General features: G+C 74.2%; 14 protein-coding genes. 11 read left to right on the top strand and 3 right to left on the bottom strand.

Going from position 1 to position 15003, the window contains the following annotated elements:
- Nucleotides 1-50: 50 nt before the first annotated feature.
- Nucleotides 51-437, top strand: coding sequence for a hypothetical protein (locus tag RY076_RS00175; protein ID WP_323095274.1), 387 nt, complete (start codon nucleotides 51-53; stop codon nucleotides 435-437).
- A 108-nt stretch (nucleotides 438-545) separates the two neighbouring features.
- On the top strand, nucleotides 546-980 hold the full coding sequence (locus tag RY076_RS00170) for a VOC family protein (RefSeq protein ID WP_323095273.1): 435 nt from the start codon (nucleotides 546-548) through the stop codon (nucleotides 978-980).
- A gap of 34 nt (nucleotides 981-1014) precedes the next feature.
- Here RY076_RS00170 and RY076_RS00165 read toward each other — a convergent pair whose 3' ends face one another.
- Nucleotides 1015-1347 (bottom strand): cupin domain-containing protein, encoded by a 333-nt coding sequence (locus RY076_RS00165; RefSeq protein WP_323095272.1) that lies wholly within the window; start codon nucleotides 1345-1347, stop codon nucleotides 1015-1017.
- 197 nt (nucleotides 1348-1544) lie between these two features.
- Nucleotides 1545-2663 (bottom strand): carbohydrate kinase family protein, encoded by a 1119-nt coding sequence (locus tag RY076_RS00160; RefSeq protein ID WP_323095271.1) that lies wholly within the window; start codon nucleotides 2661-2663, stop codon nucleotides 1545-1547.
- Nucleotides 2664-2752: 89 nt separating this feature from the next.
- On the opposite strand from RY076_RS00160, the gene RY076_RS00155 reads away from it, so the two are divergent.
- Complete coding sequence (locus tag RY076_RS00155; RefSeq protein WP_323095270.1) at nucleotides 2753-4114, top strand: 6-phospho-beta-glucosidase; 1362 nt, start codon at nucleotides 2753-2755, stop codon at nucleotides 4112-4114.
- A 242-nt stretch (nucleotides 4115-4356) separates the two neighbouring features.
- On the top strand, nucleotides 4357-4569 hold the full coding sequence (locus RY076_RS00150) for a hypothetical protein (RefSeq protein ID WP_323095269.1): 213 nt from the start codon (nucleotides 4357-4359) through the stop codon (nucleotides 4567-4569).
- A 48-nt stretch (nucleotides 4570-4617) separates the two neighbouring features.
- Here RY076_RS00150 and RY076_RS00145 read toward each other — a convergent pair whose 3' ends face one another.
- Complete coding sequence (locus tag RY076_RS00145) at nucleotides 4618-6279, bottom strand: sigma-70 family RNA polymerase sigma factor (protein WP_323095268.1); 1662 nt, start codon at nucleotides 6277-6279, stop codon at nucleotides 4618-4620.
- Between the two features lie 206 nt (nucleotides 6280-6485).
- Here RY076_RS00145 and RY076_RS00140 point away from each other — a divergent pair, with 206 nt between their 5' ends.
- The 7 genes from RY076_RS00140 to RY076_RS00110 all read left to right on the top strand — a co-directional run bounded on the left by RY076_RS00140 (nucleotide 6486) and on the right by RY076_RS00110 (nucleotide 14990).
- A complete protein-coding gene (locus RY076_RS00140) occupies nucleotides 6486-7244 on the top strand; it encodes a LamB/YcsF family protein (RefSeq protein ID WP_323095267.1) in 759 nt (252 codons plus the stop codon).
- Nucleotides 7245-7247: 3 nt separating this feature from the next.
- Nucleotides 7248-8894 (top strand): 5-oxoprolinase subunit B/C family protein, encoded by a 1647-nt coding sequence (locus RY076_RS00135; RefSeq protein ID WP_323095265.1) that lies wholly within the window; start codon nucleotides 7248-7250, stop codon nucleotides 8892-8894.
- Between the two features lie 141 nt (nucleotides 8895-9035).
- Nucleotides 9036-10013, top strand: coding sequence for a lytic transglycosylase domain-containing protein (locus tag RY076_RS00130; RefSeq protein ID WP_323095264.1), 978 nt, complete (start codon nucleotides 9036-9038; stop codon nucleotides 10011-10013).
- A 117-nt stretch (nucleotides 10014-10130) separates the two neighbouring features.
- Nucleotides 10131-11846 carry a nitrite/sulfite reductase gene (locus tag RY076_RS00125; protein WP_323095262.1) on the top strand — a complete coding sequence of 572 codons (1716 nt, stop codon included), beginning with the start codon at nucleotides 10131-10133 and terminating at the stop codon, nucleotides 11844-11846.
- The gene (locus tag RY076_RS00120; RefSeq protein ID WP_323095261.1) at nucleotides 11843-12592 is read left to right on the top strand and encodes a phosphoadenylyl-sulfate reductase; all 750 of its coding nucleotides are present in this window, start codon (nucleotides 11843-11845) and stop codon (nucleotides 12590-12592) included. Before RY076_RS00125 ends, RY076_RS00120 begins: the two co-directional genes overlap by 4 nt.
- Nucleotides 12593-12642: 50 nt before the next feature.
- Nucleotides 12643-13623, top strand: coding sequence for a sulfate adenylyltransferase subunit CysD (gene cysD, locus RY076_RS00115; protein ID WP_413785729.1), 981 nt, complete (start codon nucleotides 12643-12645; stop codon nucleotides 13621-13623).
- Nucleotides 13623-14990, top strand: a complete 1368-nt coding sequence (locus RY076_RS00110) for a sulfate adenylyltransferase subunit 1 (protein ID WP_323095259.1) — start codon at nucleotides 13623-13625, stop codon at nucleotides 14988-14990. Before cysD ends, RY076_RS00110 begins: the two co-directional genes overlap by 1 nt.
- The last annotated feature ends 13 nt before the right edge of the window (nucleotides 14991-15003 follow it).

Genomic DNA, 15003 nt, shown 5'->3' with positions numbered 1-15003 from the left:
AGCGGGCCGCGCGCCTCACGACCGGCTGTGACACTGAAGGGAGGGTCTCGATGACCCTGCGACTCGTGGGTGCCGCGGCGCTGCTCGTCTCCGCCGGAGTGCACCTCTACCTGTGGTTCGACGGCGTGCGCAACCAGACCGTCGGGCCGATGTTCCTCGTCAACGTCGCGGCCGGCATCGTCATCGCCGTGCTGCTCGTGCGGTGGCGGCACTGGGTCCCGGCGTTCCTCACGCTCGGCTTCGGCGCCGCGACGCTCGGCGCGTTCACCATCGCCTCGACGGTCGGCCTCATGGGCGTGCACACCGAGTGGCGCGGCTGGTCGGTCTGGGCGGCCGCGATCGCCGAGGTCGTGTGCATCGTCGTCGGGGCCGTGCTGCTCGTCCAGCAGCGGGCCGAGGTCATGCACCCCACCACCCACGCGGGACGCCACGCCTGACGCGTCGGGGCTGACGCGTCGGGGCTGACGCGTCGGTGCTGACGCGTCGGGGAGCCGGCCCGGGTAAACCCCACGCGCGTCGCCGGTCGCCGCCCCTAGGGTGGCGACATGGCGACGGTGCGACAGGTCCAGGTGACGTTCGACTGCGCGGTGCCCGAGCGTGTGGCGCGCTTCTGGTGCGAGGTGCTCGGCTACGAGGTGCCCCCGCCGCCGCCCGGCTTCGACTCGTGGACCGCGTTCGACCAGTCGCTCCCCGCCGACCGCCAGGGCTCGGCCTTCGCGTGCGTCGACCCCACCGGCGTCGGCCCGCGCCTCTTCTTCCAGAAGGTCCCCGAGGGCAAGGTCGTCAAGAACCGCGTGCACCTCGACGTGCGCGTGGGCACCGGGCTCGTCGGGCAGGAGCGCCTCGACGCCCTCGAGGCCGAGGCCGTCCGACTCGAGGCGCTCGGTGCATCGCGCGTGCAGCTGCTCGTCGCGGACGGGTTCAACGAGTCGTGCCAGGTGATGCAGGACGTCGAGGGCAACGAGTTCTGCCTCGACTGAGCTCGCAGGAGGTCGGCCTCAGCCGAGCTTGGCCTCAGCCGAGCTTGGCCACGGTCAGCAGCACCGCGGAGTCCTCGAGCGCCTCGAGCGAGTGCCGGACGTCCGGCACGACGAGGAGGTCGCCGGGCGCCCCCTCCCAGTCGGCGCCGTCGGTGCTGAGCCGCACGCGTCCGCGCAGGACGTGCACCGTGGCCTCGCCGGGGTTCTCGTGCTCGGCCAGCGACTGCCCCGCCGTGAGGGCGATGACGGTCTGGCGCAGCACGTGCTCGTGGCCGCCGTACACCGTGTCGGCGCTGCGGCCGCTCGAGGCCTGGGCGGCGCGCTCGAGCAGCTCCCGGGCGAGGGCGGTCAGCGAGGACTTCTCCATGGACACACCGTGCCACCCCGGTGCCCCGCTCGTCGATGGCCGCGGCGCCGCGCGGTTTCCCTCAGAGGTGCGCGCTCCCCGCGGAGTGCGGCGTGCAGCCTGCACCTCTGAAGGGACGGTGCACCCCTGTGTCGAAGGTGCACCGGGTTGCACGGGGTGCACCGGCGAGGAACCGGTGCACGGGCGGGAAGTCGGCGTCAGTCGAGGTCGTGGACGTCGGCGCGGCGGGCGATCGTCGCCGTCGCGCGGCGGCAGGCCATCGTCGGCACGCGCGGCACGATGTCGTCGAGGAAGGCGTACCGACGCCGCAGCGACCGGTGGTACGCGTCGTCGGTCGTGTCGGCGGCGAGGGCGGTCCACCAGTCGGCGAGGTCGCCCCACCCCGGCGCGGCGAGCGACCCGCCGTACTGCTGCAGCGCGAGCCCGGCGCACAGCGTCGCGAACGTCATCCGCTGCTCGAGCGGCCACTCCGCGAGGGTGCCGACGAGCAGCGCCGCGCCGAAGACGTCGCCGGCCCCGGTCGGGTCGACCTCGTCGACGCGCAGCGAAGGCACGCGCGCCTCCTCACCGGTGCGCTGGTCGATGCCGACCGCGCCGTTCGGCCCGTCGGTGACGACCGCGACCGGCACCCGGTCGGCGAGGGCGTACAGCGCCTCGACCGTCGTGCGGGTGCCCGTGTAGGCCATCGCCTCGACCGCGTTGGGCATGAAGACGTCGCACCGCTCGAGCCGGTCGAGCACCTCGGGCGACCAGCGCTCCTTGGGGTCCCAGCCGACGTCGGCGAACACGAGCGCCCCGTCGGCGCGGGCGCGGTCGACCCACGTGCTCGTCGCCCCGAAGGCCTCGTCCTCGGCGAGGTCGACCATGACGGCGCGCGAGCGTGGCGGCGTGCCGATGAGCTCGCTGGCCGGCACCGGCGACGGGTGGCCGTGCGAGACCATGCTGCGGTCGCGGTCGACCGACATCGACACCGTGACCGGGCTGTGCCAGTCGGCGAACCGGCGGCTGCGCGAGAGGTCGATGCCCTCCTGCTCCTCGAGGGTGCGCCAGCAGAAGTCGCCGTAGTCGTCGTCGCTGAAGGCCGCGGCGAGCGACGTGCGCAGCCCGAGCCGACGCGTCGCCACCGCGAGGTTGGCGATGCCGCCCGGGCACGACGCGAGCCCCTCGGCCCACACCTCCGTGCCGGGCGAGGGTGTCGCCGGCAGTCCGGCGAAGATCATGTCGAGGAAGACCGTCCCCCAGACGAACACGTCGAGGTCCGGCCCGGCGGAGCTACGTCGGGCTGCGAGTGGGTCGAAGGCAGAGCTCGTCGGCATCGCCACCATGCTCCCATCCGCCGCAACCCTGTTAGCGTCGGTTCGGTGATGACGGGGTGGTGACCGGGTGACGGGGGGATGAGGTCGCGATGAGGCTGGTCGTGCTCGGGGGAGGCGGGTTCCGGGTCCCGCTCGTCCACGGCGCCCTGCTGGGCGACCGCACGCCCGACGCGTCCCGACGCGTCACCGAGGTCGTCCTCCACGACACCGACGCCTCCCGGCTCGACGTCGTGCGCCGGGTCCTCGACGCCCAGGCGGCGTGCGCCACCGCGGCGGACGCCCCGCCACCGCCCACGGTCCGAGCCACCACAGACCTCGACGCCGCGCTCGACGGTGCCGACTTCGTCTTCTCCGCGATCCGCGTCGGGGGTCTCGAGGGCCGCACCGCCGACGAGCGGATCGCCCTCGGCCTCGGGCTGCTCGGCCAGGAGACCACCGGCCCGGGCGGCGTCGGCTACGGCCTGCGGACCGTGCCGGTGGCGCTCGACGTCGCGCAGCGCGTCGCGCGACTCGCGCCCGGCGCGTGGGTCATCAACTTCACCAACCCCGCCGGGCTCGTGACCCAGGCGATGCAGCAGGTGCTCGGCGACCGCGTCGTCGGCATCTGCGACTCCCCGCTCGGCCTGGCCAAGCGGGCCGCCGGCGCCCTCGGCCACCATCTCGACGACGTCGAGATCGACTACGCGGGCCTCAACCACCTCGGCTGGCTCTCCGGCCTGCGCGTCGGGGGACGGGACGTGCTGCCCGACCTCCTCGCCGACCCGGCGCGGCTCGGCGGCATCGAGGAGGGCCACCTCTTCGGCGTCGACTGGCTCCAGACGCTCGGGGCGATCCCCAACGAGTACCTCTGGTACTACTACTTCGGCCGTGACGCCGTCGCGCAGATCACCGCCGCCGCCGAGACGCGTGGCGAGTACCTCGTTCGCCAGCAGGCTCAGTTCTACACGGCGGCAAGGGAATCCGATGACCCGTATGCCGTCTGGGACGCGGTGCGGCGCGAACGCAACGCGACGTACATGCAGGAGAGCCGCAACGGCGGCGGCGACGAGCGCGACGAGTCCGACGTCGAGGGCGGCGGGTACGAGGGCGTCGCGCTGGCGCTCATGGCCGCCATCGCCCGCGACGAGCCGGCGCGCCTGGTCCTCAACGTCCGCAACGGCACGACGCTGCCGGGCCTGCCCGAGGACGCCGTCGTCGAAGTCCCCTGCGCCGTCGACGCGTCCGGCCCGCGGCCGCTGCCGGTCTCACCGCTCGTCCCGGCGTCGCTCGGTCTCGCGCAGCAGGTCAAGGCCGTCGACGAGCTCGTCGTGCAGGCCGCCCGCGAGGGCTCGGCCCGGCTCGCCGTCGAGGCCTTCGCCCTGCACCCGCTCGTCGACTCGGTCACCGTGGCCCGGCAGCTGCTCGATGGCTACCGCCACCGCCTCCCCGCCTTCTACGACGCCCTGCGCTGAGCCCGCGACCCGGTGGCCCGAGGCCGAGGTGCGAACCGGACATTTCATATTCCTGCAACGGTCGGTTCGTGCCGTCGACGTGGGACGTGAGCGCCTATACCTTGACGGAACCACGTCGACGACGTGGGCAACTCACAAAGGGGATGTAGATGAAACGAATCTTCGGATCTGCTTTTGTGGCAGGCGTTTTCGCCTTGGGTGCTGTAGGTCTCACGGCGCCCCCGGCACAGGCTGACGCGACCGTGGACTACTGGTACTGCACGTCCGCGTACACCTGGAAGATGATCGACAAGACCCAGTTCATGGGCTGCCCGTTCGAGAGCATCCTGATCGTGGACCACCTGGGAAACAAGAAGCGGCTGCTCGACGGCTACTGCGCCAACCAGCTATGGAACAAGAACCGTTCATCGACGTGGTACGACGCGTACACCAAGTGCGTCATCAGGGTCTACTGACCTGAGGGACGGTCACTGACTCGGCAGGACTGCCAGGCCGAGGTGGCGTCAGCCGGCGGGCACGGGATGGGAGCCCGAGCCGGGCAGGAGGGCGCCGCCTCGGTCGGCGAAACGGGTGACGAGGGACCCCGAGCGGGCGCCCGACTGCGGCGTCACCTCGACGACGAGCGAGCCCGGCCGCAGCGTGCCCTCGAAGGTCTGCGTCGGCGCTCCCACGTGCTCCACCTGCCGGCCGCCGCGTACGTCACGGACCGAGGTGATGAGCCAGCCGGGCGGGGCGACGACCGACGCCGAGTAGCGACGGTCGCTGCTCGGCTCGAAGCCCAGGACCGTGGGCACGCCCGGCACGACCGTCGGTGACGCCTGAGGCGGCGGCGCGGTGGTCGTCGGCCGGGGGGTCCTGGTGGGCGTCGCGGTCCGCGTCGGTGCCGGTGTGGTCGCCGGGGTGCCCGCCCGCGTCCGGCGCGAGGCGACCGCCGTCGTCCCGGGCCGAGCGACCCGAGCCGCGACGCTCACCGCCTCGACGGTGGACGTGCTCAGGGCCTGGACCGCGGTCGTCACCGTGGACGGCAGGGTCGGGACCGCGACGACGACGTTGGGGAGTGGCCGCGCCACGGTGTCGGGCGCCGGACGCGTCGCCGACGTCGTGGGGCGACCGGCAGCGACGTCGGACGCGGGCGAGCCACCGCCGAGCAGCGCGAGCAGGACGGCGATGCCGGCCACCGCCACCACCGCGGCACCTCCGACGAGCACGAGCGGGAGGTCGAGGCGTCGGGCGTCGCTGCGGCCCGACGCGCCCGCCACCCCACCCGACGTCGCGGCGAGGGCCGCTCCGGGAGCGGTGACCCCGGCAAGGAGCCCCGGCCCGTCGTCGTCGCCGGTGTCATCGGTGTCGTCGGGGTCGTCCGCCGCATCGGCAGCCATGACGTCCGGGCCGGCCTCCGCGCCCTCGTCGTCCGCGCCGAAGAGGCCCGGCAGCAGGTGCGGCCCGACGCCGGCGCGGATCAGCTCGGTGACGTCGACGAGCCCGGCCACGGCCTCGCGGCACCGGTCGCACGTGTCGAGATGGGTGTCGACCCGTGCCCGTTCGCCCTCGGGGAGGGCATCGCGTCCGTACGCTCCGAACAGGCGGCGCACGGCCCGGCACTCGGCATCGGGCGCGGCGTTCACGAGGTCAGCGAGGTACGCGCGGCGCAGGCGGTCGCCGGCCCGCCGGCCGAGGGCCACGACGCCGTCCGGGGTCGTGCCGAGCACCGGCGCCAGCTCGGCCGGACTCTGCTCGTGCACGACGAGCCGCCAGAGCAGGTCGCGCTCGTCGCCGGGCAGGGACTTCCAGGCGGCCCACGCGGCGTCGCGGTCGGTGCCGACGAGCGCGAGCCCAGCATCGGGCCCGCCGCCCTCCGCGCCCACCGCGCCCGCGGCGCCCGTTGCGCCCACCGCTGCGAGGCGGCGCACCGTGGCGAGCAGGTAGGGCCGGAAGGCGTCGTCGGGGCCGCCGCCGCCCCGGATCGTCGTGAGCGTCCGGGTGAAGGCCTCCCCGACGAGGTCGGGGGCACGCGCCGGCGTCGAGACGCGTTCGGCGACCTCGCGTGCCGCGTCGACGTGGCGCAGCCACAGCGTCTCGAAGGCTGCGTCGTCCCCGTCGCGGGCACGGTCGAGGAGCACCGAGTCGGACTCGCCCGCTCGCTGCTCCTCCTCCGGTCGCGCCACCTGCCCGCTGCTTCCTGTCGCTGCCGATCGGCTCCGTCGCCGCGCCCGCCGCGCATCCGTACCCCTGCGTGGAGCCGCCCGAGAAGTCGGATCATGTCGCGGTTCGGAGGCCCTGACCAGAGGCGGCGTCCGTTTCGTGGCGTTCACGGTGGTTCGCGACGGGTCGACGCCCCGCGTACGCCCGCGACTTCGGGCAGGATCGGGGCATGCGGATCGACCTCAACGCCGACGTCGGCGAGTCGTTCGGGGCGTGGACGCTCGGTGACGACGCCGGGGTCCTCGACGTCGTGACGAGCGCCAACGTCGCGTGCGGCTTCCACGCCGGCGACCCGCTGACGCTGCGCACGACGTGCCACGACGCCGCCCGCCGGGGCGTCGTCGTCGGCGCCCAGGTGGGCTACCGCGACCTCGTCGGCTTCGGGCGCCGGTTCCTCGACGTCGCCCCCGACGACCTCGCCGCCGACGTGCTCTACCAGCTCGGCGCGCTCGAGGCGATGGCTCGCGTCGCCGGCACGCGCGTCGCGTACGTCAAGCCGCACGGCGCGCTCTACAACGCGGTCGTGCACCACGAGGCCCAGGCGGCGGCCGTGGTCGCCGCCGTCGTGGCCTACGACGCGACGCTCCCCGTGCTCGGCCTGCCCGGCAGCGTCCTGCTCGACGCCGCCGCCGACGCCGGGCTGCCCGTCGTGCGAGAAGCGTTCGCCGACCGCGCCTACACCCGCGACGGCCGGCTCGTGCCGCGCAGCGAGCCCGGCTCGGTGCTCCACGACCCCGACAAGGTGGCCGAGCGCGTCCTGCACATGGTCCGCGACGGCGTGGTCCGGTCGGTCGACGGGCACGACGTCGAGGTCGAGGCCGCGTCGGTGTGCATCCACGGCGACACCCCTGGAGCCGTCGCCATGGCCCGCCGCGTCCGCGCCGCGCTCGAGGCGGCCGGCGTCGAGATCCGCGCCTTCGCGGGCTGACGCGTGCCCCCGGAAGACGGCCGCGACGCGCGGCTGCTGCCGATGGGGGAGGACGCGGTCCTCGTCGAGGTGGGCGGCACCGTCGAGGCCGTCGCGCTGCGTGACCGGGTGCGCGCGCTCGTCGGCGCCGGTGGCTCCCCGTGGAGCTCGGTGCGGGAGGTGGTCGCGGCCGCGCGCACGGTGCTCGTGCGCACCGACGCATCGAGCCTCGACGCGCTGGGCCGGGCCTGTCTCGAGGCGGCGGCCACCCTGACGACCGACCCGCCGCCCGACGCGTCCGGCGGGTCAGAAGGCGGAGGGGGCCGCGTCGTCGAGGTGCCGGTCGTCTACGACGGTCCCGACCTCGACGAGGTCGCCGCGCTGACCGGCCTGACCCGGGACGCGGTGGCGCGTGCCCACACCGGCACGGCGTGGCGCGTCGGGTTCGGCGGGTTCGCACCCGGCTTCGCCTACCTCGTCGGCGGCGACCCGCGGCTGCGCGTGCCGCGGCGAGCGGAGCCACGGACGCGCGTGCCCGCAGGGTCGGTCGGACTGGCCGGCGAGTTCAGCGGGGTCTACCCGCAGGACTCCCCGGGCGGCTGGCAGCTGGTCGGCACGACCGACGCGGTCCTCTGGGACCCCGACCGCGACCCGCCCGCGCTCCTCGGGCCCGGCACGACGGTCCGCTTCGTCGACGTGTCGACGCGCCCCACCCCCGACGCCGACCGCGCCGTCACCGCCACGGCGCCCGTGACGACGAACGTCACGGAGTCGGACGCGGTCAGCAGGGGACTCGAGGTGCTCGCCACCGGACCGCTCGTCCTCGTCGAGGACCTCGGTCGCCCGGGGCTCGGCGACGTGGGCGTCGGCCGGTCGGGTGCGGCCGACCGCGCGGCGTACCTGCTCGGCGTCCGCCTCGTCGGCCACGCCGTCGACACGGGTGACCCCGCTGCGCCGTCGCCGGCGTCGCTCGAGGTGACGCTCGGCGGCCTCGCCGTGCGGGCCCGCGGTGACCTGCTCGTCGCGCTGACCGGGGCCTCGGGGCCGGCCACCGTCGACGGCCGCCCGGTCGGCCACGCCGCCCCGCTGCGGCTGCGCGACGGCCAGGTGCTCGAGGTCGCGACGCCGAGCGTCGGGCTGCGCACCTACCTCGCGCTGCGCGGCGGCATCGACGTGGCACCAGTGCTCAGGTCACGCTCGGTCGACACCCTGTCGGGGCTCGGACCGCCTGCCGTACGCCCGGGGGACGTGCTGCCCGTCGGCCCCGCGCCCGAGGGGTTCCCCGTCGCGGAGCAGGCGCCGCAGCGCTGGTGGCCCACCGGCGACGACGTCGTCGTGCTCGACGTGACGCCCGGCCCCCGGGCCGAGTGGTGCGACCTCGCCGACCTGCCCGCGGCGTCGTTCACCGTGTCGTCGCGGAGCAACCGCGTCGGCTTGCGGCTCGAGGGCAGCCCGGTCCGTCGCGTCGACGCGTTCGCCGACGCCGAGCTGCCGAGCGAGCCGCTGGTGGCCGGCGCCGTCCAGGTGCCCCCGGGCGGCGAGCCGGTCGTCTTCCTCGCCGACCACCCGGTGACCGGCGGCTACCCCGTCGTCGCGGTCGTGACGCGTCGCGACGTCGACCGCGCGGCCCAGCTGCGCCCCGGCGACCGCGTCCGGCTGCGCTGGGCCTGAGCCCGACCTGCGGCCGACGCAGGGTCGTGCGAACGTGTGCGGGCGGATGCACCCCGATCGGCCCCGACCCCCGACTCCCGGAGGTGTACTGGGAGCAGGACGCGGCGACGGCCGCGCCCGCGGACGGCTGGAGGTGAACCGGTGGCAGGTCGCGACCCGGCCCGCCGCACCGCCCGAGCGGCGGGTGCGCTGTCGGTCGCCGCCATGGCCACCCTCCTGGCCGGCGTCGTTCTGGGTCCCGCTGCGCTCGCCGCCGACGGGCCCCAGCCCCCGACGCCCTCCCCGTCCGCCCTGCCGAGCATCCCCGCGCTGCCGGGCCTGCCGGCCACCCCGAGCTCCCCGGCCGCCACCGGGTCGGCCCAGCAGGCCGGTGGCGATCCGGCCGGCGCCGCCGTCAGCGCCGTCATCGACGGGCTCGTCCTCCCGGCGCTCGCGAGCATCGGCAGCGCCGCGCGTGGCGCGATCGCACCGGACGCCGGAGCCGGAGCCGGCGCGGGTGCGGGCGCGGCGGCGACCCTCGAGCCGGGTGGCGGCTCGAGCGCCACACCCGAGACGTGGAAGCCCGCTGCCCCGGTCAAGGCGCCCGTGGTGCCCTTGGTCTCGGACGGCCCGGCCCCGGTGACGACCGAACAGGTCCTCTGGGCCGCCTACGTGTCCGCGGCGCAGGCCCAGGGCTCGTGCAACCTCAAGCCGATGCTGCTCGCGTCGATCGGGGAGGTGGAGTCGTCGTCGCTGCGCGGGCGCAGGCTCGACCCGTTCCACGACGCCGTGCCCCCGGTCGTCGGCCCGGCGCTCACCGGCGGCACGTACGCCCGGATCCACGACACCGACGGCGGCGCGCTCGACGGCGACCCGAACTGGGACCACGCCGTCGGGCCGATGCAGTTCATCCCGGCCACGTGGCGCATCTGGGGGGCCGACGGCAGCGGTGACGGGGTCGCGGACCCGCAGAACGTCGAGGACGCGGCGCTCGCGGCGGCGCGCTACCTCTGCGCGGGTGGCCGCGACCTGTCGCGCGACGCCGACCGCCGCGCGGCCGTCCGCTCGTACAACCACTCCGACCGGTACGTCGCGACGGTGCTCGGGCTGTACGCGTCGGCCCCGGCGAGCGCTCGCTGACGCGTCGGAGGGGCATCTCCCACGCATCTCCCACGCATCTCCCACTCGGCTGAGGGGAATGGATCGGATCGTGGACCCGCGCTGACGTCGATAATCGGTGGTTATACATTCGATTACATGACCGTCACCGACACCCCGACCGAGGCCCGCCCGGCGACCCGGCCTCCGCGCGCCGGCCGCTCCAACGGGCAGTGGAAGGTCGACGGCGCCGAGCCCCTCAACCCGAACGAGGTGTGGAAGCAGGAGGACGGCGGTCTCAACGTCCGCGAGCGGATCGAGACGATCTACGCCAAGGAGGGCTTCGCCTCCATCCCGCCGCAGGACCTCTCCGGCCGCTTCCGCTGGTGGGGCCTCTACACCCAGCGCCGGCCCGGCATCGACGGCGGGCGCACCGCCCAGCTCGACGACACCGAGCTGTCCGACGAGTACTTCATGCTCCGCGTCCGGCTCGACGGCGGCGCCCTGACCCTCGCCCAGCTGCGCACCCTCGCCGAGATCTCCACCGAGTTCGCCCGCGGCACCGCCGACATCAGCGACCGGCAGAACATCCAGTACCACTGGATCCGCGTCGAGGACGTGCCGGAGATCTGGCGCCGCCTCGAGGCCGTCGGCCTGCAGACCACCGAGGCCTGCGGCGACACCCCGCGCGTCGTGCTCGGCAGCCCGGTCGCCGGCATCGCCAAGGACGAGATCATCGACCCGACGCCGGTCATCGACGAGATCACGAGCCGCTTCATCGGCGACCCCGAGCTGGCCAACCTGCCGCGCAAGTTCAAGTCGGCGGTCACCGGGCACCCGAGCCTCGACGTCGTGCACGAGATCAACGACATCTCGCTCGTCGGCGTCGTGCACGCCGAGCTCGGCGCCGGCTACGACCTCTGGGTCGGCGGCGGCCTCTCGACGAGCCCGCGCCTCGCCGAGCGCGTCGGCGTCTTCGTCCGCCCCGAGGAGGCGGCCGAGGTGTGGCACGGCGTCATCCGCATCTTCCGCGACTACGGCTACCGGCGTCTGCGCAACAAGGCGCGCCTGAAGTTCCTCCTCGCCGAGTGGGGTGCCGACAAGTTCCGCCAGGTGCTCCAGGACGAGTACCTCGGTCGGGCGCTGCCCGACGGCCCCGCGCCCGCCCCCGCCACCGGCCCCGGCGACCACGTCGGCGTGCACCTGCAGAAGGACGGCCTGCGCTACGTCGGCGCCGCCCCGACCGTCGGGCGCATCAGCGGCGACGTGCTCGCCGGCCTCGCGGACATCATGGAGTCGGTCGGCTCGGACCGCCTGCGCCTCACCCCACACCAGAAGCTCGTGCTCCTCGACGTGCCCGGCCGGCGCGTCCGCGGGGTCGTCGGCAAGCTCGAGAAGCTCGGCCTCACCACCGCGCCGAGCCCGTTCCGGCGGCACACCATGGCCTGCACCGGCATCGAGTTCTGCAAGCTCGCCATCGTCGAGACCAAGGCCACCGCGGCCACCGCGATCGCCGAGCTCGAGCAGCGCCTCGCCGACGTCACCGAGCAGCTCGACACCCCGATCACCTTGAACGTCAACGGTTGCCCCAACTCGTGCGCCCGCATCCAGACGGCCGACATCGGGCTCAAGGGCCAGCTCGTGACGATCGAGGGCGAGCAGGTGCCGGGCTTCCAGGTGCACCTCGGCGGCGGCCTCGCCTCCGTCGACCGCGACGAGGCCGGCCTGGGCCGCACCGTCCGCGGCCTCAAGGTGACCGCCGACGACCTGCCCGACTACGTCGAGCGCGTCGTGCGCCGCTTCCTCACCGAGCGTGAGGGCGGGGAGACGTTCTCCTCCTGGACCCGCCGAGCCGACGAAGGAGCCCTCCAGTGACCGCCGTCCCCCTCGCCACGCCCACCGTGCCCCGCAAGCGTCGCTCCGAGGCCGAGCTCAAAGCGCTCGTCGACGACTTCAACGCGACGATCGGCGCCGACCCCGAGCACGAGCCGACCGCAGACGAGGTCGCCGCGTGGGCCGCGTTCCACTTCGGCGGATCGCTCGCCGTCGCGTGCTCGATGGCCGATGCCGTTCTGCCACATGTGGTCTCGCGGTTCGCGCCCGGCGTCGACGTGCTCTTCCTCGACACCGGCTACCACTTCTCCGACACGATCGTGACGCGCGACATCGTTGCCGAGGACCTGCCGATCACCCTCGTCAACGTCACGCCCGAGCTGACCGTCGCCGAGCAGGACGAGAAGTACGGCGCCCGCCTCTACGAGCGCGACCCGGCCCTCTGCTGCCAGATGCGCAAGGTCGAGCCGCTCGCCCGCACCCTGCCCACGTACGAGGCCTGGGTCACCGGCGTGCGACGCGAGGAGGCCCCGACGCGCGCCGACACCCCGCTCGTGACGTGGGACGACAAGAACGCCCTCGTCAAGATCAACCCGCTCGCGGCGTGGACCTTCGACGAGCTGCAGGCCTACGCGACCGACAACCAGGTCGAGGTCAACTCCCTTCTCTCCGATGGCTACCCGTCGATCGGCTGCGAGCCGTGCACCCGCCGGGTCGAGCCCGGCGAGGACCCCCGCGCCGGCCGCTGGGCCGGCTTCACCAAGACCGAGTGCGGACTGCACACATGACGACCACCGACACGATCCCCTCCCGGACGGACGCCATCGCCGTGACCGACATGACCCTGACCACCGCCGCCGGCGCGCCCGACGCGTCCACCGCGGTGGACCTGCCCACCGCGCCCGACGCGCCTGACGCGTCGACCCGCCGCCTCGGCCAGCTCGACGCCCTCGAGGCCGAGTCGATCCTCGTCATCCGCGAGATGGCCGCCGAGCTCGAGCGGCCGGCGCTGCTCTTCTCCGGCGGCAAGGACTCCGTCGTCATGCTGCACCTCGCCGCCAAGGCATTCTGGCCCGCGCCGATCCCGTTCCCGGTGCTGCACGTCGACACCGGCCACAACTTCCCCGAGGTGCTCGACTACCGCGACGAGACCGTCGACCGGCTCGGCCTACGCCTCGTCGTCGCGAGCGTCCAGGACTACATCGACGACGGTCGGCTGCGTGAGCGCGCCGACGGCACGCGTAACCCGCTGCAGACGCTGCCGCTGCTCGACGCGATCAACGACCACCGTTTCGACGGCGTCTTCGGCGGCGGCCGGCGCGACGAGGAGAAGGCCCGCGCCAAGGAGCGGATCGTCTCCCTTCGCGACGAGTTCGGACAGTGGGACCCGAAGAACCAGCGCCCCGAGCTGTGGAACCTCTTCAACCCGCGCCACCGTCCCGGCGAGCACGTGCGGATCTTCCCGATCAGCAACTGGACCGAGGTCGACATCTGGCGCTACATCGAGCGCGAGGACATCCCGCTCGCGCCGCTCTACTACGCCCACGAGCGCGAGGTGTTCCGTCGCGACGGCATGTGGCTCGCGGTCGGCCCGTACAGCGAGCCGCGCGAGCACGAGACCGTGGAGACGCGTCTGGTCCGGTACCGCACCGTCGGCGACATGTCGTGCACGGGCGCCGTCGAGTCGCCGGCCACGACCAACGCCGAGATCGTCGTCGAGGTGGCCGCCTCGACCCTGACCGAGCGCGGCGCCACCCGCGCCGACGACCGGATCTCCGAGGCCGCCATGGAGGACCGCAAGAAGGAGGGCTATTTCTGATGGTCACCGCCACCGCCCCCAGCACGGCTCCGACGACCGCTCCCGCGACGGCCGGCACGCTGCTGCGCCTCGCGACCGCCGGCTCCGTCGACGACGGCAAGTCGACGCTCGTCGGCCGCCTCCTGCACGACACGAAGTCGGTGCTGTCCGACCAGCTCGCCGCCGTCGAGCGGGTCTCCCGTGACCGCGGCCTCACCGCCGCCGACCTCGCCCTCCTCACCGACGGCCTGCGCGCCGAGCGCGAGCAGGGCATCACCATCGACGTCGCCTACCGCTACTTCGCCACCGCGAGCCGGTCGTTCGTGCTCGCCGACTGCCCCGGGCACGTGCAGTACACGCGCAACACGGTCACCGGCAGCTCGACGGCCGACGTCGTCGTCCTGCTCGTCGACGCGCGCAAGGGCGTGCTCGAGCAGACGCGTCGGCACCTGGCCGTGACGGCCCTGCTGCGGGTGCCGCACGTCGTCGTCGCCGTCAACAAGATCGACCTCGTCGACTTCTCGCAGGAGGTCTACGAGCAGGTCGACGCGCAGGTGCGAGCCGTGGCCCGCGAGCTCGGCGTCGAGGAGGTGACGACGGTCCCGGTCAGCGCCCTCGACGGCGACAACGTCGTCGACCGCTCGACCCGCACCGGCTGGTACGACGGCCCGACCCTCCTCGAGCTGCTCGAGGCGCTGCCGCCGTCGGACGACCCGGCGCACGAGTCGTTCCGGCTCCCGGTGCAGCTCGTCATCCGCCCGCAGGGGGCAGCCCTGCACGCCGAGCACCGCGACTACCGCGGCTACGCGGGCCAGGTGGCCTCCGGCGTCGTGCGGGTCGGCGACGAGGTCGTGGCGCTGCCGTCGGGGCGCCGCACGACGGTCACCGGCATCGACCTCGGCGACCGGTCGCTCCAGGAGGCGTTCGCGCCGCAGTCGGTGACGCTGCGCCTCGCCGACGAGATCGACATCTCGCGCGGCGACGTCATCGCCGCGGCGGCCGGCGCGCCCGAGCCGACCCAGGACGTCGAGTCGGTCGTGTGCTGGCTCGGCGACGCGCCGCTGCGGCCCGGCCAGCGCCTGCTGCTCAAGCACGGCTCGCGCACGGTGCAGACCGCGGTCCGCACCATCGACGGCGCGCTCGACCTCGACGACCTCCACGCCGTTCCGGCAGAGTCCCTGTCGCTCAACGACATCGGGCTCGTGACGCTGCGTGTGTCGCAGCCGCTGCCGATCGAGAAGTATGCCGTGTCGCGTCGCAGCGGAGCGTTCCTGCTCATCGACGCTCACGACGGGCGCACGCTCGCCGCCGGCATGGTCGGCGCGACGCTGCCCACCGCACCCGAGGCCCCCTCGTCGCCGGAAGGCGACGAGGAGTGGGACATCTGAGGCCCGCGCCGTG

Source organism: Intrasporangium zincisolvens, from assembly GCF_034724055.1.
Taxonomy (GTDB): domain Bacteria; phylum Actinomycetota; class Actinomycetes; order Actinomycetales; family Dermatophilaceae; genus Monashia; species Monashia zincisolvens.
This window is presented reverse-complemented; position numbering and strand designations above follow the sequence as displayed.

What these genes read in the sequence shown, in the direction of transcription:
- RY076_RS00175 (WP_323095274.1), top strand. Translation starts at nt 51, where the DNA reads ATGACCCTGCGACTCGTGGGTGCCGCGGCGCTGCTCGTCTCCGCCGGA.
- RY076_RS00170 (WP_323095273.1), top strand. Translation starts at nt 546, where the DNA reads ATGGCGACGGTGCGACAGGTCCAGGTGACGTTCGACTGCGCGGTGCCC.
- RY076_RS00110 (WP_323095259.1), top strand. Translation starts at nt 13,623, where the DNA reads ATGGTCACCGCCACCGCCCCCAGCACGGCTCCGACGACCGCTCCCGCG.
- cysD (WP_413785729.1), top strand. Translation starts at nt 12,643, where the DNA reads ATGACCCTGACCACCGCCGCCGGCGCGCCCGACGCGTCCACCGCGGTG.
- RY076_RS00165 (WP_323095272.1), bottom strand. Translation starts at nt 1,347, where the DNA reads ATGGAGAAGTCCTCGCTGACCGCCCTCGCCCGGGAGCTGCTCGAGCGC.
- RY076_RS00125 (WP_323095262.1), top strand. Translation starts at nt 10,131, where the DNA reads ATGACCGTCACCGACACCCCGACCGAGGCCCGCCCGGCGACCCGGCCT.
- RY076_RS00160 (WP_323095271.1), bottom strand. Translation starts at nt 2,663, where the DNA reads ATGCCGACGAGCTCTGCCTTCGACCCACTCGCAGCCCGACGTAGCTCC.
- RY076_RS00140 (WP_323095267.1), top strand. Translation starts at nt 6,486, where the DNA reads ATGCGGATCGACCTCAACGCCGACGTCGGCGAGTCGTTCGGGGCGTGG.
- RY076_RS00155 (WP_323095270.1), top strand. Translation starts at nt 2,753, where the DNA reads ATGAGGCTGGTCGTGCTCGGGGGAGGCGGGTTCCGGGTCCCGCTCGTC.